This window comes from Allobosea sp. RCC_152_1, assembly GCF_041360765.1.
In the GTDB taxonomy this organism is placed as follows: Bacteria; Pseudomonadota; Alphaproteobacteria; order Rhizobiales; family Beijerinckiaceae; genus Allobosea; species Allobosea spartocytisi.
Genome location: NZ_JBFUPU010000001.1, coordinates 385,032 through 403,721, shown reverse-complemented (window position 1 = coordinate 403,721; position 18,690 = coordinate 385,032). Strand labels below are relative to the sequence as shown.

Annotated in this window: 21 protein-coding genes; 7 read left to right on the top strand and 14 right to left on the bottom strand. The window is 67.8% G+C overall.

Annotated features, from left to right (window positions below; genetic code table 11):
* Positions 1-9: 9 nt before the first annotated feature.
* Entirely contained in the window at positions 10-774 is a 765-nt protein-coding gene (locus AB6806_RS01875) for a hypothetical protein (RefSeq protein WP_142020401.1), read from the top strand.
* On the opposite strand, the gene AB6806_RS01870 is transcribed toward AB6806_RS01875, so the two are convergent.
* Complete coding sequence (locus tag AB6806_RS01870; protein WP_370954007.1) at positions 775-2,532, bottom strand: methyl-accepting chemotaxis protein; 1,758 nt, start codon at positions 2,530-2,532, stop codon at positions 775-777.
* Positions 2,533-2,693: 161 nt separating this feature from the next.
* Between AB6806_RS01870 and solA the strand changes: the two genes are divergently transcribed.
* Positions 2,694-3,833: an N-methyl-L-tryptophan oxidase gene (solA, locus tag AB6806_RS01865; protein ID WP_370954006.1), complete on the top strand. Its 1,140-nt coding sequence runs from the start codon at positions 2,694-2,696 to the stop codon at positions 3,831-3,833.
* Positions 3,834-3,856: 23 nt separating this feature from the next.
* Positions 3,857-4,789 (top strand): DMT family transporter, encoded by a 933-nt coding sequence (locus AB6806_RS01860; RefSeq protein WP_051987756.1) that lies wholly within the window; start codon positions 3,857-3,859, stop codon positions 4,787-4,789.
* 147 nt (positions 4,790-4,936) lie between these two features.
* Here the strand turns inward: AB6806_RS01860 and AB6806_RS01855 are convergent, their stop codons facing one another.
* The gene (locus AB6806_RS01855) at positions 4,937-5,803 is read right to left on the bottom strand and encodes an NAD(P)-dependent oxidoreductase (protein ID WP_038361750.1); all 867 of its coding nucleotides are present in this window, start codon (positions 5,801-5,803) and stop codon (positions 4,937-4,939) included.
* Positions 5,804-5,941: 138 nt separating this feature from the next.
* Between AB6806_RS01855 and map the strand changes: the two genes are divergently transcribed.
* The gene (gene map, locus AB6806_RS01850; RefSeq protein WP_142020398.1) at positions 5,942-6,694 is read left to right on the top strand and encodes a type I methionyl aminopeptidase; all 753 of its coding nucleotides are present in this window, start codon (positions 5,942-5,944) and stop codon (positions 6,692-6,694) included.
* A gap of 16 nt (positions 6,695-6,710) precedes the next feature.
* On the opposite strand, the gene AB6806_RS01845 is transcribed toward map, so the two are convergent.
* From AB6806_RS01845 to AB6806_RS01830, 4 genes are all read right to left on the bottom strand, one after another.
* Positions 6,711-7,427 carry an ABC transporter permease gene (locus AB6806_RS01845; RefSeq protein WP_038361746.1) on the bottom strand — a complete coding sequence of 239 codons (717 nt, stop codon included), beginning with the start codon at positions 7,425-7,427 and terminating at the stop codon, positions 6,711-6,713.
* Positions 7,424-8,152 carry an ABC transporter permease gene (locus AB6806_RS01840; RefSeq protein ID WP_113253316.1) on the bottom strand — a complete coding sequence of 243 codons (729 nt, stop codon included), beginning with the start codon at positions 8,150-8,152 and terminating at the stop codon, positions 7,424-7,426. The genes AB6806_RS01845 and AB6806_RS01840 overlap by 4 nt, the downstream gene beginning before the upstream one ends.
* Before the next feature lie 74 nt (positions 8,153-8,226).
* Complete coding sequence (locus AB6806_RS01835) at positions 8,227-9,000, bottom strand: transporter substrate-binding domain-containing protein (protein ID WP_038361741.1); 774 nt, start codon at positions 8,998-9,000, stop codon at positions 8,227-8,229.
* A gap of 203 nt (positions 9,001-9,203) precedes the next feature.
* Positions 9,204-10,418 (bottom strand): MFS transporter, encoded by a 1,215-nt coding sequence (locus AB6806_RS01830; protein WP_370954005.1) that lies wholly within the window; start codon positions 10,416-10,418, stop codon positions 9,204-9,206.
* Between the two features lie 200 nt (positions 10,419-10,618).
* Between AB6806_RS01830 and AB6806_RS01825 the strand changes: the two genes are divergently transcribed.
* The gene (locus tag AB6806_RS01825; RefSeq protein ID WP_370954004.1) at positions 10,619-11,299 is read left to right on the top strand and encodes a spermidine synthase; all 681 of its coding nucleotides are present in this window, start codon (positions 10,619-10,621) and stop codon (positions 11,297-11,299) included.
* A 17-nt stretch (positions 11,300-11,316) separates the two neighbouring features.
* Here the strand turns inward: AB6806_RS01825 and AB6806_RS01820 are convergent, their stop codons facing one another.
* The 3 genes from AB6806_RS01820 to AB6806_RS01810 are packed head-to-tail and all read right to left on the bottom strand — an operon-like array spanning position 11,317 to position 13,698.
* Positions 11,317-12,096 carry a hypothetical protein gene (locus AB6806_RS01820; RefSeq protein WP_370954003.1) on the bottom strand — a complete coding sequence of 260 codons (780 nt, stop codon included), beginning with the start codon at positions 12,094-12,096 and terminating at the stop codon, positions 11,317-11,319.
* Positions 12,093-13,148, bottom strand: coding sequence for an agmatinase (speB, locus tag AB6806_RS01815; protein ID WP_370954002.1), 1,056 nt, complete (start codon positions 13,146-13,148; stop codon positions 12,093-12,095). Before speB ends, AB6806_RS01820 begins: the two co-directional genes overlap by 4 nt.
* A 37-nt stretch (positions 13,149-13,185) precedes the next feature.
* Complete coding sequence (locus tag AB6806_RS01810; RefSeq protein ID WP_370954001.1) at positions 13,186-13,698, bottom strand: GNAT family N-acetyltransferase; 513 nt, start codon at positions 13,696-13,698, stop codon at positions 13,186-13,188.
* Between the two features lie 223 nt (positions 13,699-13,921).
* On the opposite strand from AB6806_RS01810, the gene AB6806_RS01805 reads away from it, so the two are divergent.
* Positions 13,922-15,007, top strand: a complete 1,086-nt coding sequence (locus AB6806_RS01805; protein ID WP_038361730.1) for a TRAP transporter substrate-binding protein — start codon at positions 13,922-13,924, stop codon at positions 15,005-15,007.
* Positions 15,008-15,172: 165 nt separating this feature from the next.
* Positions 15,173-15,556, top strand: coding sequence for a porin (locus AB6806_RS01800; RefSeq protein WP_185747793.1), 384 nt, complete (start codon positions 15,173-15,175; stop codon positions 15,554-15,556).
* A 16-nt stretch (positions 15,557-15,572) separates the two neighbouring features.
* Here the strand turns inward: AB6806_RS01800 and AB6806_RS01795 are convergent, their stop codons facing one another.
* The 5 genes from AB6806_RS01795 to AB6806_RS01775 all read right to left on the bottom strand — a co-directional run bounded on the left by AB6806_RS01795 (position 15,573) and on the right by AB6806_RS01775 (position 18,639).
* On the bottom strand, positions 15,573-16,199 hold the full coding sequence (locus tag AB6806_RS01795) for a uracil-DNA glycosylase family protein (RefSeq protein ID WP_112765328.1): 627 nt from the start codon (positions 16,197-16,199) through the stop codon (positions 15,573-15,575).
* A complete protein-coding gene (locus AB6806_RS01790; protein ID WP_370954000.1) occupies positions 16,196-16,762 on the bottom strand; it encodes a hypothetical protein in 567 nt (188 codons plus the stop codon). The genes AB6806_RS01795 and AB6806_RS01790 overlap by 4 nt, the downstream gene beginning before the upstream one ends.
* The gene (locus tag AB6806_RS01785) at positions 16,759-17,226 is read right to left on the bottom strand and encodes a hypothetical protein (RefSeq protein WP_142020391.1); all 468 of its coding nucleotides are present in this window, start codon (positions 17,224-17,226) and stop codon (positions 16,759-16,761) included. The genes AB6806_RS01790 and AB6806_RS01785 overlap by 4 nt, the downstream gene beginning before the upstream one ends.
* Complete coding sequence (locus tag AB6806_RS01780) at positions 17,226-17,837, bottom strand: glutathione S-transferase family protein (protein WP_038361721.1); 612 nt, start codon at positions 17,835-17,837, stop codon at positions 17,226-17,228. The genes AB6806_RS01785 and AB6806_RS01780 overlap by 1 nt, the downstream gene beginning before the upstream one ends.
* A 250-nt stretch (positions 17,838-18,087) precedes the next feature.
* The gene (locus tag AB6806_RS01775; protein ID WP_370953999.1) at positions 18,088-18,639 is read right to left on the bottom strand and encodes a thermonuclease family protein; all 552 of its coding nucleotides are present in this window, start codon (positions 18,637-18,639) and stop codon (positions 18,088-18,090) included.
* Between the last annotated feature and the right edge of the window lie 51 nt (positions 18,640-18,690).

The following is an 18,690-nucleotide window of genomic DNA, read 5'->3' as shown; positions in this document are numbered from 1 at the left end:
GGCCGACGCATGAAGACCGAGAACTGGGCGATCGTCGCCTCCCTCCTCGCCGGCGTCGCCCTCGTCGGCTTCTTCGCCGCCCCCTCCCTGCTGCGCGGGCCGCCGCGCGACCAGGAGACACTCTGCCCCAAGACCGGCCCGGTGGGGCAGACGCTGATCCTCGTCGACAAGACCGACCCGTGGAGCGAGGTCCAGGCCGGACGCCTCAAGACGCTGGTCAAGCAGATCGGCGATGAATTGCCGGCCGACCGGATGCTCTCGATCTATGTCTTCAACGACGTCTTCGAGCCCGGCTTCCCGGCGCTGATCTCGCTCTGCAATCCCGGCAAGACCGCGAGCGAGCTGATCGGCAACCCGCGCCGCGAATACGTCAAATGGGTCGAGAAGTTCGGCCGTCCGCTCGACGACGCGCTGAAGGTCCTGACCACACCGGCAAAGGGCAACCAGTCTCCGATCGTCGAGGCGATCGGCGATGTCGTGGCGCGGCGGGAGAACCGGGTCGAGACCGGCGACCGCAAGCTCGTGCTGGTCTCCGACATGCTGCAGAACTCGGGCCAATACACCGTCTTCGGCAATGGCGCAGGCGCGCGCGATCCCGAAAAGCTGCGGCAGCTCCTGGCGAAGGTCTGGCAGAGCTCGGGCGCCGCGAGCTGGGCGCTCAGCGTGCATCAGGTGCAGGGCCTCTACGAGCCCCAGCGCCTCGAACAGGCGGCCACGCTCTGGCAGCAGGCCTTCCGGAAGATGAACGTCGCCGTGAGCTGGGACCGGCTGTAGTCAGAGCCGGTAGGCCGTCCTGACCCCGCCCCAGTGGCGGCCGCGCACCCTGATGGGCGCGCCGATCTCGCTGAACGCTTCCAGCCCGCGGCCGAGATCCTGCAGCGAGCGCTGCACGAGGAAGGGGCGAACCGAACGGCCGAAACTGATGCCGACGCGGTCGTCATAGATGCGCCGGTTGCGGGCATAGGTCGCGTTCCAGCCCGGCTCGCCCCGGCGCGGCGGCAAGGAATGGGCGGCATTGTGGACCGGCACATAGCCGTTGCGGTCGCCGGCGACGGCGAAGGACAGGCGCGCATCGTCGGCGAGGATTTGCGCGAGAACCGGCGGCAGCACGGTTTCCAGCGCGGTCAGGCTCGGGCTCAGATACTGGCGCGGCTCGCTGTCCGCCACGGCGGTATAGCTGGCCTGGAACAGGTCGTCCTCGGTCAACAGGCCGCGATCCAGCGCGGTTTCCATCGCCGCGCCAACCTGCCGGGCAAAGTCCTGGGCGCGCTCGATCAGAGGCCGGTAGGAGCGCTCGATCTCCTCGATGGTCTGCGCCAGCGCGTCGTTGCCGGCGGCGGCCTCGGGCGCGAAGGCGATGTGGAGCCCGTTGTCGCTCACCCCCGTCATGCGGCACGGCAGCGGCGGCAGCCCCTCGATCGTGACGCTGCCGGATGCGCCCGACCAGTGACGCGCCTCCGGCGCATCGGCCAGCAGGGCCCCGCCCCGGCCGAGATCGATGACCTCCCCGGCGATGTCGACGTCGCCGACCGAGAGCCAGGCGCGGCGCGCCGCCGGAAACCGGTCATGGCGGCGCCGATCGGCGAAGGCGGCGTGCCGCAGGGTCGGCTTGAACCGGCGCACCATGTTGCCGACGAGGCGGCCGCCGCGCTCGGTGGCGTGACGCACCCGCTCGCTATCCGCCACTGTCGCATGGGCGATGCGGTCGATCTCGTCGGCCTGCCTAGCCACGCCATCGACGAACAAGGCCGTCTCGCGCGCATTGCGGGAGAGCTCGGCGGTCGTCGTCGCCTGCTGCTGCGAGGCGTTGCCGATCAGACCTACGATCGGGTTGACCTCACGGACGATCTGGAGCGCGTCGTTGACGATCTCGGTCGAGCCCTGCGCGGCCTGCGTCAGGCGGTCGACCCGCGTGCGGATATGCTCGACCGCCTGGCTGACCTCGACCGAGAGCGACTTCACCTCATGGGCGACGACGCCGAAGCCGCGCCCGGCCTCCCCGGCACGCGCCGCCTCGATGGCCGCGTTCAATGCCAGCAGATTGGTCTGGCGCGCGATATCCGCGATCGAATCGACGATGCCGCGAATCTCCCCGGTCGCGACCGCCAGCCCGTCGAGCATGCTCGTGGCCTCGCTGGCCCGCGACATGGCGGCGTCGAGCTTGCTGCGCACATTGGCGAGCGAGAGATCGACCTCCTCCGCCGCATCCGAAACCTGCTGGCTCGCGGCCGCGAGCGCCGAGGCGTTCTCATTGGCCGAAACCACCGCCAGGCGCATGCCGCCGGCGCTTGCAAGGATCGCCCGGGAATCGCGTTCGAAATCGGCCGAGAGCTGCCCGGCCTCGCCGAGTTCGCGGGTCAGCTTGCCCATCGCGGACAGGATCTCGCTCTCGATATCGTCGACGGCCGCCGAAACGGTTTCGCCATCCGGCACGAAGACTGGCTTTTCGACTTCAGCGGCAGGCGCGACGGGAAGCGCGTCGTATCCGGCGATTTTACCAGCGCCGAACCAGCGCCGAATCCTGCCCGTCATGAGCCCCCCGATCTCACCCTGCGTCATGGGCAAGCTTATTGCGGGCGTCCGTTAACAAAGGCTTCTCGAAATAGCGGAGCGGCTCTGCCGGCCGCGCCATGGACCGGGTCGGCAAGCCCCTGTATGGCTTGGCTTTCCACCTCCCGGTCGAGCCAGAGCCCATGAGCCAGCAAAGCTATGACGTCATTGTCGCCGGCGTCGGCGCCATGGGGTCAGCCGCCTGCTGGCATCTCGCCCGCCGCGGCCTCAAGGTGCTCGGGCTCGAACGCTTCGACCTCGGCCATGCCATGGGCTCCTCGCACGGGCTGAGCCGGATCATCCGCCTCGCCTATTTCGAGGGCTCGCACTATGTGCCGATCGTGCGCCGGGCGCATGAGCTCTGGCGCGAGACGGGGGAGCTGGCGGGGCTGAAGCTGCTGCACGTCACCGGCTCGCTCGATCTGGCGCCGGAAGGCAGCGGGCCGGTCGAATCCTCGCTGCAATCCTGCCTCGACCACGGCCTCAGCCATGAGGTGATCGACGCCGCCGAGGCGATGCGCCGCTTCCCCGGCTTCCAGCTGCCGGCCGGCCATCTCGGCCTGTGGCAGCCGGATGGCGGCTTCGTCGCCTCCGAAAAGGCGATCTACGCCCATGTCGGGCTGGCGCAGGCGCGTGGCGCCGAGATCCGCACCAACGAGCCGCTCATCGACTGGACGCCGACGGCGCAGGGCGGCGTGGTGGTGCGCACGGAGCGCGGCACCTACAGCGCCGGGCGGCTCGTCATCACCTCGGGCGGCTGGATCGCGGATGCGGTGCCGGCGCTGACCCGGAACGTCGCCACGGTGAAGCAGGCGATCGGCTGGTTCAGCACGCACCGGCCGGAGCTGTTCCGGGAAGGCGCCTTCCCGGTCTTCATCCTGCATGTCGAGGAGGGCAGCTTCTACGGCTTCCCGCTCTACGAGCATCCCGGCTTCAAGCTCGGCGGGCCGCATTTCGGCCGCGAGCCGATGGACCCGCGCGATCAGGACCGGACACCGAGCGAGACGCAGGTCAGGCTCATCCGCGAATGCCTCGCACGCTATATCCCCGACGCTGCCGGCGAGCCGCTGACCCTGAAGGGCTGCGTCTACACCGTCTCGCCGGACGAGGACTTCATCATCGACACGGTGCCGGGCGTGCCGCAGGCCGTCTTCGCCTCAGCCTGCTCCGGCCACGGCTTCAAATTCGCCAGCGCCATCGGCGAGATCCTCGCCGATCTGTCGACGAGCGGCCATTCGCCCTTCGACCTCGCCCCCTTCTCGCTTTCCCGCTTCGACGCGTAAGCACATCCCGACAGGACAACGCCTTGGCCAGCGCAGCCGACAACCGCCGGGGCATCGCCTTCATGCTCGCGGCGGTGACGCTCTTCGTCTGTAACGACACGTTCATGAAGCTCGCGCGCGAGGTCTATCCGCCGGGACAGGCGCTGGCCTTGCGAGCCGCTTTCGCGCTGCTGATCGGCATCGCGCTGGTCTTCGCCGCCGGCGAAGGCGACCGCCTGACGATGGCGCTCAAGCCGCATGTGGTGCTGCGCGGCCTGCTGGAGGCCGGTGGCGCCCTGACCTTCAGCTGGTCGCTCGGGCTCCTGCCCCTCGCGACCATCACGACGATCAACATGGCGACTCCGCTGATCATCGTGGCACTGGCCGTGGCACTGCGGATCGAGGCCGTCGGCTGGCGACGCACGCTGGCGCTGCTCGTCGGCTTCGTCGGCGTTCTCATCGTCGTGCGGCCGGGGACCGATACCTTCAGCGCCGCGACCATCGTCGCCCTGATCAGCGTCCTGCTGACGGCTTGCCGTGACCTCACCACCCGCACGATCGGCGCGGAAGTGCCCTCGACCGTCGTGTCGCTGACCACGACGATCCTCGTCGGCCTTGTCGCCGCGGGCTACGGGCTGACGGAGATCTGGCAACCGCTCTGGCGCATCGAGCTCGTCTATCTGCTGCTGGCCGCGCTGCTGGTGACGCTGGGCACCTTCTGCATCATCTCGGCCTTCCGCCGCGCCGATGTCGGCGTGATCTCGCAGTATCGCTATGCGGCGGTCGTGCTGGCGGTCCTCAGCGGATATCTCGTCTGGGGCGATGTGCCGGACCTGATTGCCGTCCTCGGCATGGTCCTGATCGTGGCCAGCGGCCTCTACACCATGCATCGGCAGCGGGTGAAGCCGGATTCCAATCTCAAGATCGATCGCAAACAGGCGGTCGCGACCTCGGCGGATATGAAGACGGGTCCTTAGAGCAGGATGCGAAAAGTGGGAACCGGCTTTTCGCATGAATCCTTCTCTAACTCTTTGATAAGAGACGGATTCAGATTTCAGATGGAATCACCCTGTGTTTCCGTCTGAAATCATCCGGCTCTGAGGGCAGCCGCCACGGCTTTCCACTCAGCCCTCCAGCCGCGCGATCAGGCTGGAGGTGTCCCAGCGCCGGCCGCCGAGCTTCTGCACCTCGGCATAGAACTGGTCGACCAGCGCCGTGACCGGAAGCTGCGCGCCGTTGCGGCGGGCCTCGTCGAGCACGATGCCGAGATCCTTGCGCATCCAGTCGACGGCGAAGCCGAAGTCGAACTTGTTCTGGTTCATGGTCTTGCCGCGGTTCTCCATCTGCCAGGAGCCGGCGGCGCCCTTGGAGATCACCTCCAGCATCGTCTCGACATCCAGGCCCGCGCGCTTGGCGAAGTGGACGCCTTCCGACAGCGCCTGGACGAGGCCGGCGATGCAGATCTGGTTGACCATCTTGGTGAGCTGACCGGAACCGGCGGGGCCCATCAGCCGGCACATGCGGGCGAAGCTCGCGATGACCGGCTCGGCGCGGGCGTAAGCCTCGGGCTCGCCGCCGCACATCACCGTCAGCACGCCGTTCTCGGCACCGGCCTGGCCGCCGGAGACCGGGGCGTCGATGAAGGCGAAGCCGCCCTGCTTCGCGGCCTCGTCGAGCTCGCGCGCGACATTGGCCGAGGCGGTGGTGTGATCGACGAAGACTGCTCCCTTCTCCATGCCGGAGAAGGCGCCGTTCTCAGCCGTCGTCACCGAGCGCAAATCATCGTCATTGCCGACGCAGCAGAAGACGAACTCCTGGCCCTTCGCCGCATCGGCGGGGGTCGCGGCCGAAACACCGCCATGCTGGGCGACCCACGCTTGCGCCTTCGTCGGGTTGCGGTTGTAGACGGTGACCTCATGGCCCTTGGCCTTGAGATGGCCCGCCATGGGGTATCCCATCACGCCGAGACCGATGAACGCGACTTTGGCCATGAGCTGCTCCCGTTGTCCTTTTCCGAAGATCGTCACGCTTTAGCGCGCGGTTGCCGAGGCGGGAAGGCGGATGCGCGCCAGCCGCCCATGCGGCTTTTCCCGTTGCGGCCGGGCGGGTGGCAGCTTAGCTCAGGTTCCATGACCATTTCGAACGACGACGAACTGCAGGCGCTCAAGGAGATCGGCGCGATCGTGGCGCGTGCTCTCGCCGCCATGGGCAAGGCGCTCGAGCCCGGCATGACCACCGCGGAACTCGACGCGATCGGCCGCGATGTCCTCGAACGGCAAGGCGCCCGGCCCGCTCCGGAATTCGCCTATGGCTTCCCCGGCGCCACCTGCATCAGCGTCAACGAGGAGATCGCCCACGGCATTCCCGGCGAGCGGTGCATCCTGGCCGGCGATCTCGTCAATATCGACGTCTCGGCGGAAAAGGACGGCTTCTTCGCCGATACCGGCGCGTCCTTCGCCGTGCCGCCGGTCAGGCCCAAGCTGGAGCGCCTGTGCCGCGACGGCCGGCGCGCGCTCTGGGCGGGCATCGGGCAGGTCGGCGCGGGCAAGCCGCTCGCCGGCATCGGCCAGGCGGTGGGGCGCTTCGCCGAGAAGAACGGCTATACGCTGGTGCGCAACCTGGCGAGCCATGGCTGCGGCCGCTCCCTCCATGAGGAGCCGACGGAGATCGCGACCTGGCCCGACCGGCGCGAGCGCCGGACCATGACGAACGGGCTCGTCTTCACCGTCGAGCCATTCCTGTCGCTGGGCGCCGATTGGGCGGAACAGGGCGACGGCGATCGCTGGACGCTCTACAGCGAGCCCTGCGCGCCCACCGTCCAGTACGAGCACACCGTCGTCGCGACCCCGCGCGGCGCCGTCGTCCTGACGCTGCCGGGCTGAGGACGGCTAAAAGTTCTCAGCGCAGCGCCAGATGCCGGCTGAGCCTGAGCTCGATCCGATCCCAGACGCGCCGGATGATCTCGACCAGCGTCAGATAGATCAGCGCCGCATAGAGATAGATCGAGAGGTCGAAGGAGCGCGCGAAGGCCAGCCGCGTCGCGCCCATCAGGTCGAACAGCGTGACCAGCGAGGCGACGGCGCTGGACTTGATCATCACGATCAATTCGTTGCCGAGCGGGCGCAGAGCCAGGATCATCGCCTGCGGCAGGATGACGAGGCGCAAGGTCGCCCAGCGATGCAGGCCGAGCGAGGCGGCCCCCTCGAACTGACCGCGCGGAATGGACTGGATGGCGCCGCGCAGGATCTCCGCCTGATAGGCGGCCGTGTTCACCGTGAAGGTCAGGGCCGCGCAATAGAACGGATCGCGGAAGAACCACCACAGCCCGGTGTCCTGCCAGAAGAGGCGGAACTGGCCGAGGCCGTAATAGACCAGGAAGAGCTGGCAGAGCAGCGGCGTGCCGCGGAAAAAGGTGGTGTAGCCGTTGACTGCCGCCTGCGCCCAGCGCGGCCCATAGAGCCGGGCGATGGCGAGGCCGAGCGCCATCACGAAACCGATCAGCACGGAGATCACCACCAGCTCGACCGTGATCCAGAGCCCGGACGCCATGCGACAGCCGTAGTTCTGCAAAACCTCGCTGCCGACGAGCCAGCCGGGATATTCGCACCAGTTCATCGCGTCGCGCCCCCGAAGGCGGCGAAGCCGCGATTGGCGCGCCGCTCCATCCGGTCGACCACCCTGGCCGAGATCAGCGAGAAGAAGAGATAGATCAGGATCGCCGCGCCGAAGAACAGGAACGGCTCCTTGGTCACGACATTGGCGCGGGTGGTGATGAACATGATGTCCGGCAGGGTGATGACCGAGACGAGCGAGGTTTCCTTGAGCAGCACCATCCAGTTGTTGCCGAGCCCCGGCAGCGCGACTCGGATGAGCTGCGGCAGCACCACGAGGCGGAAGGCCTGCGCCTTGCTGAGGCCGAGCGCCGCGGCGGCTTCGCGCTGGCCCCTCTGGATCGAGTTCAAGGCGCCGACCCAGACCTCGCTGGAGAAGGCCGAGAGCACGACGCCCAGCGCGACCATGCCGGCGACGAAGGGCGGCATGCTGAACGAACCCGGCAGGCCCAGATACTGCCAGAGGTGCTGGAGCAGGAGCTGCACGCCGAAATAGATGATGTAGAGCGTCAACAGCTCGGGCACGCCCCGGAAGATCGTCGTGTAGAGCGTGGCCATGCCACGCAGCACGGCGTTGTCGGAGCGCTTGCCGAGAGCGACGAGGAGGCCCAGGGCAAGGCCGAAAGGCAGCGTCGCGAGCGCGATCGAGATGGTGATGCCGGCGCCCTGCAGAAGCGCCAGCCCCCAGCCGCCATCGCCGAAGCCGAGCAGGGCGAGTTTATCGAGCATGTGGATGCCGGGGCTGGAGAACAGCAAGCCCGCCGGCCCGACCGGGCCGGCGGAAACGATTCACGAGGATCGGCTCACTCGTATTTGAACCACTTATCCTCGAGCTTCTTGTGCGAGCCGTCGGCCATGGTCTCGGCAATCGCCTTGCTGATCATCTCCTTCAGGGCCACGTCGGATTTGCGCACCGCACCCGCGACACCGGGGCCATGGATGGCGTCGTCGCGCTTCACCTCGGCGATCTTGCGGCAGCAATCCTTGCCCTTACCCTTGAGGAAATCGGCGAGCGCCAGCGCATCGGCGACGATGTAGTCGAGGCGGCCGTTGAGCAGGTCGAGATTGGCCTCTTCCTGCGTCGGATAGAGGCGAATGTCGGAATCCTTGTAGAATTTCTCGAGGAAGTTGGCGTGGATGGTCGAGCCCTGCGCGCCGACCGACTTGCCCTTGAGGGCGGCCGGCGAGACATCGTCCGACTTGATGGTCTTCGGGCCGATCATCCAGATCGGCGTCTTGCTGTAGACCGCCGTGAAATCGACCTGCTTCTTGCGCTCGTCGGTCGCGTTCATGCCGGCGAAGATGACGTCGTACTTATTGGCCTGCAGTGCCGGGATGATGCCGTCCCAGTCCTGCACCACCCAGGTGCATTTCACCTTCATCTTCTCGCAGAGCAGATTGCCGTAGTCGATCTCGAAGCCCTCGAGCTCCTTCTTCGCATTCAGGTTGTTGTAGGGCGGGTAGGCGCCCTCCGTACCGATGCGGATCTCCTTCCACTCCTTGGCCTGCGCCAGGACGCCGGTGGCGCCCACGACGGTGAGCGCTGCCGCGGCGATGAAACGAACGAAACTCTTCATGGTGCCTCCCGCAGGTTGAACGGCCGGGTGTTCCCTCTTCCCGGCCGCACCTTGTGCCTACAGATTGGGCGAAGTCTCACCGCAGCCGCAAGTGGGCAGACGCAGCTTTTCCAGGCGGCCCCGCCGAAATTTATCGCAGGGCAAACCGCTGATCCGATTGGGCAAAAGGCGCGAGACAGGCACTCCTGCTGCGAAAGTCGATCTCAGCGCCGGCGCGACAGGCGGTCGTCGAGCAGCGAAACGCCCCAGATCGCGATGCCCCCGAGCGCGAGCACGGCGCCGACCCAGCCGGTCGAGGTCCAGCCATAACCCGCGGCGATCGCCATGCCGCCGAGCCAGGGCCCGAGCGCATTGGCCGTGTTGAAGGCGCTGTGGTTGAGGGCAGCGGCCAGCGTCTGCGCGTCCTCGGCCACGTCCATCAATCGCGTCTGCAGCATCGCCCCGAGGCCGCCGCCGCTGCCGATCATGAAGACGACCAGCGAGACGGCCCAGATGTTGCCGGCGGCGAAGGGGAAGGCGGCGAGCCAGACCGCGCTCCAGAGCAGGAGCCCGCCGATCGAGGGCATCAATGCACGGTCGGCGGCCCAGCCGGCGAAGAGCGTGCCGACGGTGAGGCCGACGCCGAAGACCGACAGCACGACGGGAACGACGACGGGCGAGACCTGCGTCACCGCCATCAGGGTCGAGGCGACATAGGTGTAGACCGCGAAGAGGCCGCCGAAGCCGATGGCGCCGATGCCGAGCGTCAGCCAGACCTGCCGGCGCTTCAGCGCGCCGAGCTCTCGCAAGGGGCTCGCGCCCGGCTGCACGCTGTCGCGCGGCGCATAGAGGGCGACCAGGAGCACGGTCAGCAGCGCCAGCACCGCGACGATGCCGAAGCCGGTCCGCCAGCCCAGCGCCTGCCCCATCCAGCTCGCGACCGGCACGCCAAGAATCGTCGCGATGGTGAGCCCCAGCATGACCCGCGCCACGGATTGCGCCCGGCGATTGGGCGCCGAGAGCGAGGCCGCGACCAGCGCCGCCACGCCGAAATAGGCGCCATGCGGCAAGCCGCTGAGGAACCGGAAGAACAGCATCCAATGGTAGCTCGGCGCGAGCGCGCTCAGGAGATTGCCGAGCGCGAACAGGCCCATCAGCGCGATCAGCAGGGTGCGCCGCGGGATCCGTGCCGCCAGAACCGCGATCAGGGGCGCGCCGACGACCACGCCCAGCGCATAGATGCTGATGACATGCCCCGCGGTCGGCTCGTCGATGCCGAGCCCGGCCGCGAAATAGGGCAGCAGGCTCATCGAGGCGAATTCGGTCGTGCCGATGGCGAAACCGCCCATGGCGAGCGCGAACAGCACCAGCCCGGCCGGAGTGGCGGCCGTGACAGGCGCAGAAACATTCAGGCTGCGATCATTCGCGGCGAGAGACATAGCGAAGGCTTTCGGCAAAGGGAGCGCAGGCGCATGCTGCGCTGCAGCATCAGATAGCCATGTCTTGTGCGCTACAGCAACTGTCGAGATGGTCGAGAGCCATGACGGAGGCGCATATCGCCCAATGACGGCCCTGACGCCTCGCCAGCCGCGCCGTCCGGGCTATAAGGCTCCATCGTCATCCCGACCGCGAGAGCCTCATGCTGCCCTGGACCGTGCTCGACACCGCCGCTCTTCCCGACGGCAGCGGCACCTTGCGGCTGAAGCAGCGCGGCAGCGAGTTCTCGATCATGCTCGGCAGCAACGAGCTGATGAACAGCCGCCTCAGCGGCTCGGAGGAGGCGCTGGCGCGGCTCGTCTGCGAGCGTCTCGCGCCGCGGCCCCGCCCGTCCCTGCTCATCGGCGGACTCGGCATGGGCTTCACCTTGCGGGCGGCGCTCGCCGCATTGCCGGGCGAGGCGTCGGTCGAGGTCGCCGAGCTGATCCCGGCCGTCGCGACCTGGGCGAAGGGGCCGATGGCGCCGGTCTTCGCGGGCTGCCTCGACGATCCGCGCGTCACGCTGACGGTCGAAGACGTCATGGCGGTGATCGCGGCGGGAACAGCGCGCTATGACGGCATCCTGCTCGATGTCGACAACGGGCCGGAGGGGCTGACCGTCGCCGCCAATGACCGCCTCTACGGCGCGGCCGGGCTCGGCATCGCCAAGGCGTCCTTACGGCCGGGCGGCGTGCTCGCGGTCTGGTCCTCGGGACCGGACCGCGGCTTCACCCGCCGGCTGCGCGCGGCCGGCTTCGCGACGGAGGAGGTCACGGTGCGGGCGAGCCGCACCGGGCGCGGCGCGCGCCATGTGATCTGGCTCGCGACGCGTGGGCCGGCGTAGACGGCTTCACGAAGCGCTCACTCCAGGCGGCAGAGCCCGTTGCAGGGCGCGCTGGTCGCGGTCGCGATGAAGGCGCTGACGGCCTTCTCGGCAGCAGGCTTCAGGGAAGGCCGGGCGGCCTGCAGCGCGGTGACCAAAGCCGTGCGGTCCGGCGGGGCGATGCCGGCCACGATGCCCGCCGCATTATCGGCCAGGCTGCGCGCGATCAGGGTCTGGTTGGCCTCGCGCAGCGCCGGATTGCGCAGCGCCAGAGCGACGCCGGTGATGATCTCCTGCAGGCCGAGCCGCATCTGGCGCAGCCCCTGGAAGCGGGCATCGGTCTTCTCGTCCTGCGACAGATTGGCACCGAAATTGTTGATCGCCTCCAGGGAGGCCGAGACCGCCTTCAGCAGGAAGGCATGCGAATGGGCGAGCTCGTCCTGATACTCGACCACGTTGCGGGCGGTATCCGGCGGCGTCTTGCCGGGAGCGGGCGAATACAGCGTGTAGGCCTGCAGGATCCGCGTCTGCTGCTGCACGATGTTGAGCAGAGCGGGGATGTCGGCCCCCGTATAGGGAGCCTTGCCGAGAATCGCGCCCTCGTTCCAGACATCCTCCAGGACCTTGCGGGCGACCGGATCGGAGAGCCGCGGCAGGCTCGTCTTGCCCGGCTCGACCCGCATCATGCTTTCGACGGCGGCCACGGACGCTTCGATATAGGCCGCACCATTGGCGGGCACTTCCGCGCGGGCGGCGAAGCCGATCAGGCAAAGCCCGGCCACAGCGGAAAGCTGCGCCATCGAAGGTCGTTTCATCATGATGGTCTTCCTTTTCCAGTAGCGCGCGCTTCCGCGATCAGGCAGAGCTCGGTGAAGAGCACCTGCGCCGCGCACTGCGCCGTGTTGCTCGTGGCATCGTATTGCGGCGCGACCTCGACGACATCGGCCGCAACGATGTTTCGTCCCTTCAGCCCGCGCAGGATCGCCAGCGCCTCGCGCGGCGTCAGGCCGCCGACCTCCGGCGTGCCGGTGCCGGGCGCGAAGGCGGGGTCGAGCGAATCGACATCGAAGGAAACATAGGTCGGCCCGTCGCCGATGACGGCGAGCGCCCGGGCGATCACGGCCTCGATGCCGAGATCGTCGACCTCGTTGGCGTGGATCACGGTCATGCCCGACTCGTAGGAGAACTCCCAGAGATATTCGGCGCCGCCGCGGATGCCGATCTGGATCACGCGCTCGGGATCGAGCACGCCGTCGAGCACCGCCTGCCGGAAGGGGCCGCCATGATGGAATTTCGAGCCCTCATAGGGGCCCGACGTATCACAATGGGCGTCGATATGGACCATGCCGACCGGGCGCTTTGCCCCCACGGCCTTCAGGATCGGATAGGTGATCGAATGGTCGCCGCCGACGGCAAGCGTGGAGACGCCGGCTTCGACGATGCTGCGGAAGGTCGCCTCGATGTCCTCGTGGCAGCTTTCCAGCGAATAGCGCGAGCGGAAGGGCACATCGCCGATATCCGCCACCTTGACCATGCCCAGCGGCGCCGTGCCCAGCACATGGTCCATCGGCCCGATGCGCTCGACGGCCCTGACCGCACGGGGCCCGAGCCGCGTGCCGGCCCGGTTGGTCACGCCCAGATCCATCGGCAGGCCGATGATCGCGACATCGAGGCCGCCGAGATCCGGCTTGCCCAGCGCATCCGGCCGGTACGGGGCGCCAATGAAGGTCGCAACGTCGGCGAAAGGCCATTTGCGCCGGTCGCCCTGGAACTGGTCGGCAGCGACCTTGGCGAAGCGCGGATCATGGATATCGCCGCCACCAGCCCCGGCATAGCGGGCCCTGAGCCGCCCGAGCTTGTCCTGATCCATGAGACCCTCTCCCTTGCCGCCTGTCCGGTCCCGCCGCTCACTCGGCCGGGCGCTCGAGCATCGTGACCGTCGCGTCGTGATAGCAGGCCGAGCCGAAGGGCGTGTAGCCCAGTTTGGCGGCAACCCGCATCGATCCGAGATTTTCCGGCGCGATGATGCAGACGGTGCGCGACGCGCCGACGACGCGCCCGAACCAGTCATGGGACGCCAAGGCGGCCTCGGTCGCATAGCCCCTGCCCTGCGCCTCGCGCGTGAAGACCCAACCCGCCTCGGGAAACGGATCGAACCGCTCGCCGAGGCCGCGATGGGCCTGCATCAGCCCGGCCTCACCGACGAGACGGCCGCTCGCCTTCTCGACCACGGCGAAGAAGCCGTAGCCGAGCAAGGCCCAGTTGCCGGCGCTGCGCGTCAATCGCTGCCAGGCCTCCTCGCGCGACAGCGCCTTGCCGCCGATGAAGCGCACGACCTCGGGGTCCGAGCGCATGGCGTGAATGGGATCGAGATCCTCGCGGGAGGGCCGGCGCAGCAGCAATCGTTCCGTCTCGATCATCGCGCCCTTAAAGCAGCCGCGGCGCCCATGGCCAAGCCTTGAAAAACAGGGCCTCCCATGCCCTGTGCAGGCCGGACTTTAGCCGAAAGTCTCAGTCCCAACGGTTGAATCCCCTCGCGATTCATGCAGCGATTGCGTTAGAACCCCGGCGCATGTTCGGCATGTGTCGCCGTCGCGTCCACATAAGCTCGAAAAACCGAGTGCCTTCCGAGGAGATGTCCCCATGAAGCGTCGTCAGTTCATCCAGACCGCGGCGGCGGGTGCCGCGGCCACCGCCGTCGCCATGCCGGCGGTGGCGCAATCCAATCCGGAGGTGAAGTGGCGTCTGGCCTCATCCTTCCCGAAGTCGCTCGACACGATCTATGGCGGCGCCGAGGTCATGGCCAAGATGGTCTCCGACCTGACGGACGGAAAGTTCCAGATCCAGGTCTTCGCCGCGGGCGAGATCGTCCCGGCCCTGCAGGCGCTCGACGCGGTCAGCAACAACACCGTCGAGATGTGCCACACCGTCTCGTATTACTATGTCGGCAAGGACCCGACCTTCGCGATCGCCGCCTCGGTGCCGTTCGGCCTCAACGCCCGCCAGCAGAACGCCTGGCTGTTCCAGCATGGCGGCAACGAGCTGTTCAACGAGTTCTACAAGAAGTTCAACGCCTACGGCCTGCCCTGCGGCAACACCGGCGCGCAGATGGGCGGCTGGTTCCGCAAGGAGATCAAGACGACGGCCGACCTGCAGGGCCTGAAGATGCGCATCGGCGGCATCGCCGGCTCCGTGCTGCAGAAGCTCGGCGTCGTGCCGCAGCAGCTCGGCGGCGGCGACATCTACCCGGCGCTGGAAAAGGGCACCATCGACGGCGCCGAGTGGGTCGGCCCCTATGACGACGAGAAGCTCGGCTTCGCCAAGGTCGCACCCTACTACTACTATCCGGGCTTCTGGGAGGGCGGGCCGACCGTCCACGCCTTCGTCAACTTGGAGAAATGGAATTCGCTGCCGAAGACCTATCAGGCCGCGCTGACCGCCGCCTGCACCTATGCCAACACGCAGATGGCCGCGAAATACGACGTGGTGAACCCGCCGGCGCTGAAGCGCCTCGTGGCCGCCGGCACGCAGCTTCGCCCCTTCCCGCAGGACGTGATGGAAGCGAGCCTCAAGGCCTCGAACGAGCTCTACTCCGAAATCTCGGCCAAGAATCCGGACTTCAAGAAAGCGATCGAGGCGATGGCCGCCTTCCGCTCCGACCAGTATCTGTGGTGGCAGATCGCCGAACTCACCTTCGACGTCTTCCAGGTGCGCACCCGCGCCCGCTGAGCCTTCCGCTCGGGAGCCCTGCTCGCGACGTCAAAGCCCGGCTTCGGCCGGGCTTTTTCGTTTTTGTTCCACTTCTTCCCACAGGGCGGGCGTGCCGTTACGATGACCTGCCACAACTGCGCCTTGCGGCACCGTCATGATCGGTCGTCGCTTCGGGAATCAGCCATGCTCCGCTTCGCCACCTTCCTGCTTCTGGCTTCGCTGCCCGGCGCCGCCATGGCTCAGTCGATCGGCGAAGCCCTGCCCGGCCGGGCGCAGCCGCGCGAAGCCTTCAGCAAGGCCGCTCCCGCCCCTGCCAAGGGCGCCCGCCCCTGCCCCGAATATGGCGCGGGCTTCGTGCGGCTCGAAGGCTCGACCTTCTGCGTGCGTGTCGGCGGCGCGGTCAGGGCCGAATTCGGCAAGAGCTCGCGCAGCGGCTATGGCAGCCGCACCGACGGCATGGCCTATGTCGAAAGCCGCGGGCAGACCGCGCTCGGGCCGGTTCGCTCGGTGGTGAGCGTGCGCGGCAGCGTCGATCGCGGCCTCGATTCCGGTCCGTTCCGCTACTGAGCTTCGCCAATCCGGCTCAGGTGACCAGCCGGGCGACCTCCCGCTGCAGCACCGGCACCAGTTCGGCCTCGAACCAGGGGTTCAGCCGCAGCCAGGCATTGTTGCGCCAGGACGGATGCGGCAGCGGCACGACACGCGGATGCACGGGCCGCGCCAGCAACTCGCGCCAATCGGCCACCGTCGCGGTGAGGCCACGCCCCTTCCCTTCGGCCAGATGCCAGTCCTGAGCATAGCGCCCGATGGCGAGGACGAGCTCGATGCGGGGCATCGCCGCGAAGACGCGCTCGCGCCAGGCCGGCGCGCATTCGCGCCGCGGCGGCAGGTCGCCGCCCTTGGCGTCCTGCCCCGGGAAGCAATGGCCCATCGGCACGACCGCGACCCTGGCGGAATCGTAGAAGACCGTCTCGTCGATGCCGAGCCAGCGCCGTAGCCGCACGCCGGACGCATCGGTGAAGGGCCGCCCGCTGGCATGGACGCGCGTGCCCGGCGCCTGCCCGGCGATGCACAGCCGCGCCGTCGCCGAGGCCTGAATGACCGGGCGCGGTTGATGCGGCAGCGGCGGCAGATAACGCGGCGCATCGCGGCAGATCCGGCAGGCCCGCAACTCGTGCAGGACCTCGTCCAGCGTCTCCTGCGCGCTCATCGGCCGGGGTCGCTCCGCGTTTCTCCGATCGGCGAATTGGCTCCGGCTCCTTGCTTCATCGGATCGTCTTCATGCGAACCCGCTTCGTTCGATAATATGCTGGCGAGCTTCCCACGGCCGGGCGCCCGCGAAATCAGCCCGTCGCAGACCCAGTTCTCCGATTTTTTGACGAAGCCATGCGGATCGCCGGGTTCGATCCGCGCCAGACCGTTGATGCGTCCGCTCGGGCGGTTGCGGATGACGTAAAGCGCGCCGCTGGTCTCGATGGTGAAGCAATAGGTGCGGCGCTTGTCGACCGGGCCGTAATAATAGCAGACCGCATCCTCCGTCGTGGTCCAGCAGGCATCCGTGTTCGGCACATGGCGATTATGGCCCAGCGCGCGGCCGTCCGCATGGTGATACTCGCTGAAGGGCAGGTTGCTGCCGGAATAAAGCCCCGTCACGGTATTGCCCTCGAAAGCCTGCCGGATCTGCGGGCCGGTGAGGCGTTCGGCCGCGCCGGCCGCGGCCGTGGCGGTGAGGGCCAGGACGAGGATCGCGCTCCGGACGGCCGATGCTGTCATCGCTGCGCCAGCCTCCGGCTCATCGGCGGGGCCGGTGCCCGCGAGATCAGACCGTCGCAATACCAGGGCTTGCCATTATCGGTGTGGCCGCGCGGATTTCCGAGTTCGACCTTGGCGAGCGCATTGACCATGCCGTTGCCGCTGTTGCGCAGCACGTAGAGATCGCCGCTCATCTCGACGGTGAAGCAATGCACCGTGCGGTTTTCCGGCGGGCCGTAATAGTAGCAGACCTGATCGCGCTTGGTGATCCAGCAGGCGTCGGTGTTGGGCTGCCAGCCATTATGGCCGAGCGCGCGCCCGTCGGGCGCATGAAACTCGGTGAAGAAGCCGCCATTGGTGTAGCGGCCGGTGACGGTATTGCCCTCGAAGGCGCGCTGGATCTGCTCGCCCTTGAGGCGCTCGGCCGCATGGGCGGGCGTCAGCAGTCCCGACAGGACGGCCAGAACGAAGGCCAGATACCGCATCACGCCTTCCAGCTCGGGCGAGCCGAGATGTCGCCATGCCAGCGGCGGATATGGACGAAATCCTCCGGCAGTCGAATCCGGGAGGGCTTCATGAAGTCGATGGCGATGCCGGCGGTGATGTCGGCGACCGTCAGCTCGTCGCCGCAGACGAAGGGGTTGGCAGCGAGCTGCAGCTCGAGCACCAGGAGATGGTCGTCGATCTGCTCGCGGTTGATCTCGGCCCATTCCGGAACCTGCGCCTCGAGCTCGGCCATGGAGGGATGGCTGTGGCGGAAGACGGCGGAGACGCTGCTGAACAGGCCGAGCTCGATCCTGCGGTTCCACATCTCGATCAGCGCCTGCTGCTTGGCCTCCCGGCCGAACAGCGGCGGATGCGGGTGAAGGCCCTCGATATAGCGGCAGATCGCGATGGTCTCGGCCAGCGCCGTGCCATCGTCGAGCTGGAGGACGGGCAGGCGCTGCGCCGGGTTGATCCGCCTGAACGCTTCGGTCCTGTGCTCCTTCTTGGCGATGTCGACCGGGATGAGTTCCGGCAGCGGCACGCCCTTCTCCGCGAAGAAGATGCGGACCCGTCGCGGGTTCGGGGCGCGGCCGCCATCATAGAGCTTCATCAGATCGTCTCCGTCTCCGGCCGCACCGGATCACGGCCCGTGCCGGACGGTCAACCGTATCATAGCGCTTCTTGACGCGAGGATGGCGCCTGCTTCCTCGGAAGCCGGGATATTCGAGCCCTCGTCCTGAGGAGCAGCCGAAGGCTGCGTCTCGAAGGATGCTCCAGGAGGCGCCGGAACCATCTGGAGCATCCTTCGAGGCGCCGCTACGCGGCTCCTCAGGATGAGGGCTCTTATGTCAAAATGACCCTCAGCGGGGATGGCTGCGCCGCCAGGCTTCCGGCCGCTCGAAGCGCAGGGCCCAGAGCCCGCGCCCGGCCGCGCGGGCCTGTGCTTCCTCGGCCTGATAGGCGCCGTAGGAAACCGCCTGCCCCTCGCGTACCAGGGTGGCGTTGATGTCCTCGTCGCCCTGCCGGCAGCGAGCCAGGCCGCGGCCGTAACGGTCGCTCTTGCCGATCTCGCAGGTCGTCAGTCCCCGCGCCAGCAGGGCCTGCAAGGCTCGCCGCGCCTCCCGCCCGCAGGCGACGCCGCGCCCGCCGGCATCGGTGCAGCTCTGGCGGTACTCCGGTGCGTCCAGCCCCTCGAGCCGCAATTCCTCGCCGAGCAGGCGGATCGAATCGCCATCGATCGCCTGCGCCGGGCCGGTAAGCACCCGCGCCGGGCCGAGACGGTACTGCAGGATCGCCCCGGCCAGCGCGAGAAAGCCCAGAATCCCGAGCGCGACGACGAGATCGGTCAGGCGCCCGACGCGGCGCCAGCCGAAAGGACCAGAACGAGATCGACCGAATCCGAAACGCGCCATCAGGAAGAGCTTAACGATTTGGTGTCCATGATGGCGAGCCCGCTGCGCAAC

Excerpts from the sequence above, each read along its gene's own strand:
- map (WP_142020398.1), top strand. The coding sequence starts at position 5,942 with ATGACCATTTCGAACGACGACGAACTGCAGGCGCTCAAGGAGATCGGC.
- AB6806_RS01790 (WP_370954000.1), bottom strand. The coding sequence starts at position 16,762 with ATGACAGCATCGGCCGTCCGGAGCGCGATCCTCGTCCTGGCCCTCACC.
- solA (WP_370954006.1), top strand. The coding sequence starts at position 2,694 with ATGAGCCAGCAAAGCTATGACGTCATTGTCGCCGGCGTCGGCGCCATG.
- AB6806_RS01875 (WP_142020401.1), top strand. The coding sequence starts at position 10 with ATGAAGACCGAGAACTGGGCGATCGTCGCCTCCCTCCTCGCCGGCGTC.
- AB6806_RS01870 (WP_370954007.1), bottom strand. The coding sequence starts at position 2,532 with ATGACGGGCAGGATTCGGCGCTGGTTCGGCGCTGGTAAAATCGCCGGA.
- speB (WP_370954002.1), bottom strand. The coding sequence starts at position 13,148 with ATGGATCAGGACAAGCTCGGGCGGCTCAGGGCCCGCTATGCCGGGGCT.
- AB6806_RS01830 (WP_370954005.1), bottom strand. The coding sequence starts at position 10,418 with ATGTCTCTCGCCGCGAATGATCGCAGCCTGAATGTTTCTGCGCCTGTC.
- AB6806_RS01785 (WP_142020391.1), bottom strand. The coding sequence starts at position 17,226 with ATGCGGTATCTGGCCTTCGTTCTGGCCGTCCTGTCGGGACTGCTGACG.
- AB6806_RS01810 (WP_370954001.1), bottom strand. The coding sequence starts at position 13,698 with ATGATCGAGACGGAACGATTGCTGCTGCGCCGGCCCTCCCGCGAGGAT.
- AB6806_RS01780 (WP_038361721.1), bottom strand. The coding sequence starts at position 17,837 with ATGAAGCTCTATGATGGCGGCCGCGCCCCGAACCCGCGACGGGTCCGC.
- AB6806_RS01805 (WP_038361730.1), top strand. The coding sequence starts at position 13,922 with ATGAAGCGTCGTCAGTTCATCCAGACCGCGGCGGCGGGTGCCGCGGCC.
- AB6806_RS01800 (WP_185747793.1), top strand. The coding sequence starts at position 15,173 with ATGCTCCGCTTCGCCACCTTCCTGCTTCTGGCTTCGCTGCCCGGCGCC.
- AB6806_RS01795 (WP_112765328.1), bottom strand. The coding sequence starts at position 16,199 with ATGAGCGCGCAGGAGACGCTGGACGAGGTCCTGCACGAGTTGCGGGCC.
- AB6806_RS01840 (WP_113253316.1), bottom strand. The coding sequence starts at position 8,152 with ATGCTCGATAAACTCGCCCTGCTCGGCTTCGGCGATGGCGGCTGGGGG.
- AB6806_RS01775 (WP_370953999.1), bottom strand. The coding sequence starts at position 18,639 with ATGGCGCGTTTCGGATTCGGTCGATCTCGTTCTGGTCCTTTCGGCTGG.
- AB6806_RS01835 (WP_038361741.1), bottom strand. The coding sequence starts at position 9,000 with ATGAAGAGTTTCGTTCGTTTCATCGCCGCGGCAGCGCTCACCGTCGTG.
- AB6806_RS01845 (WP_038361746.1), bottom strand. The coding sequence starts at position 7,427 with ATGAACTGGTGCGAATATCCCGGCTGGCTCGTCGGCAGCGAGGTTTTG.
- AB6806_RS01820 (WP_370954003.1), bottom strand. The coding sequence starts at position 12,096 with ATGATGAAACGACCTTCGATGGCGCAGCTTTCCGCTGTGGCCGGGCTT.
- AB6806_RS01855 (WP_038361750.1), bottom strand. The coding sequence starts at position 5,803 with ATGGCCAAAGTCGCGTTCATCGGTCTCGGCGTGATGGGATACCCCATG.
- AB6806_RS01825 (WP_370954004.1), top strand. The coding sequence starts at position 10,619 with ATGCTGCCCTGGACCGTGCTCGACACCGCCGCTCTTCCCGACGGCAGC.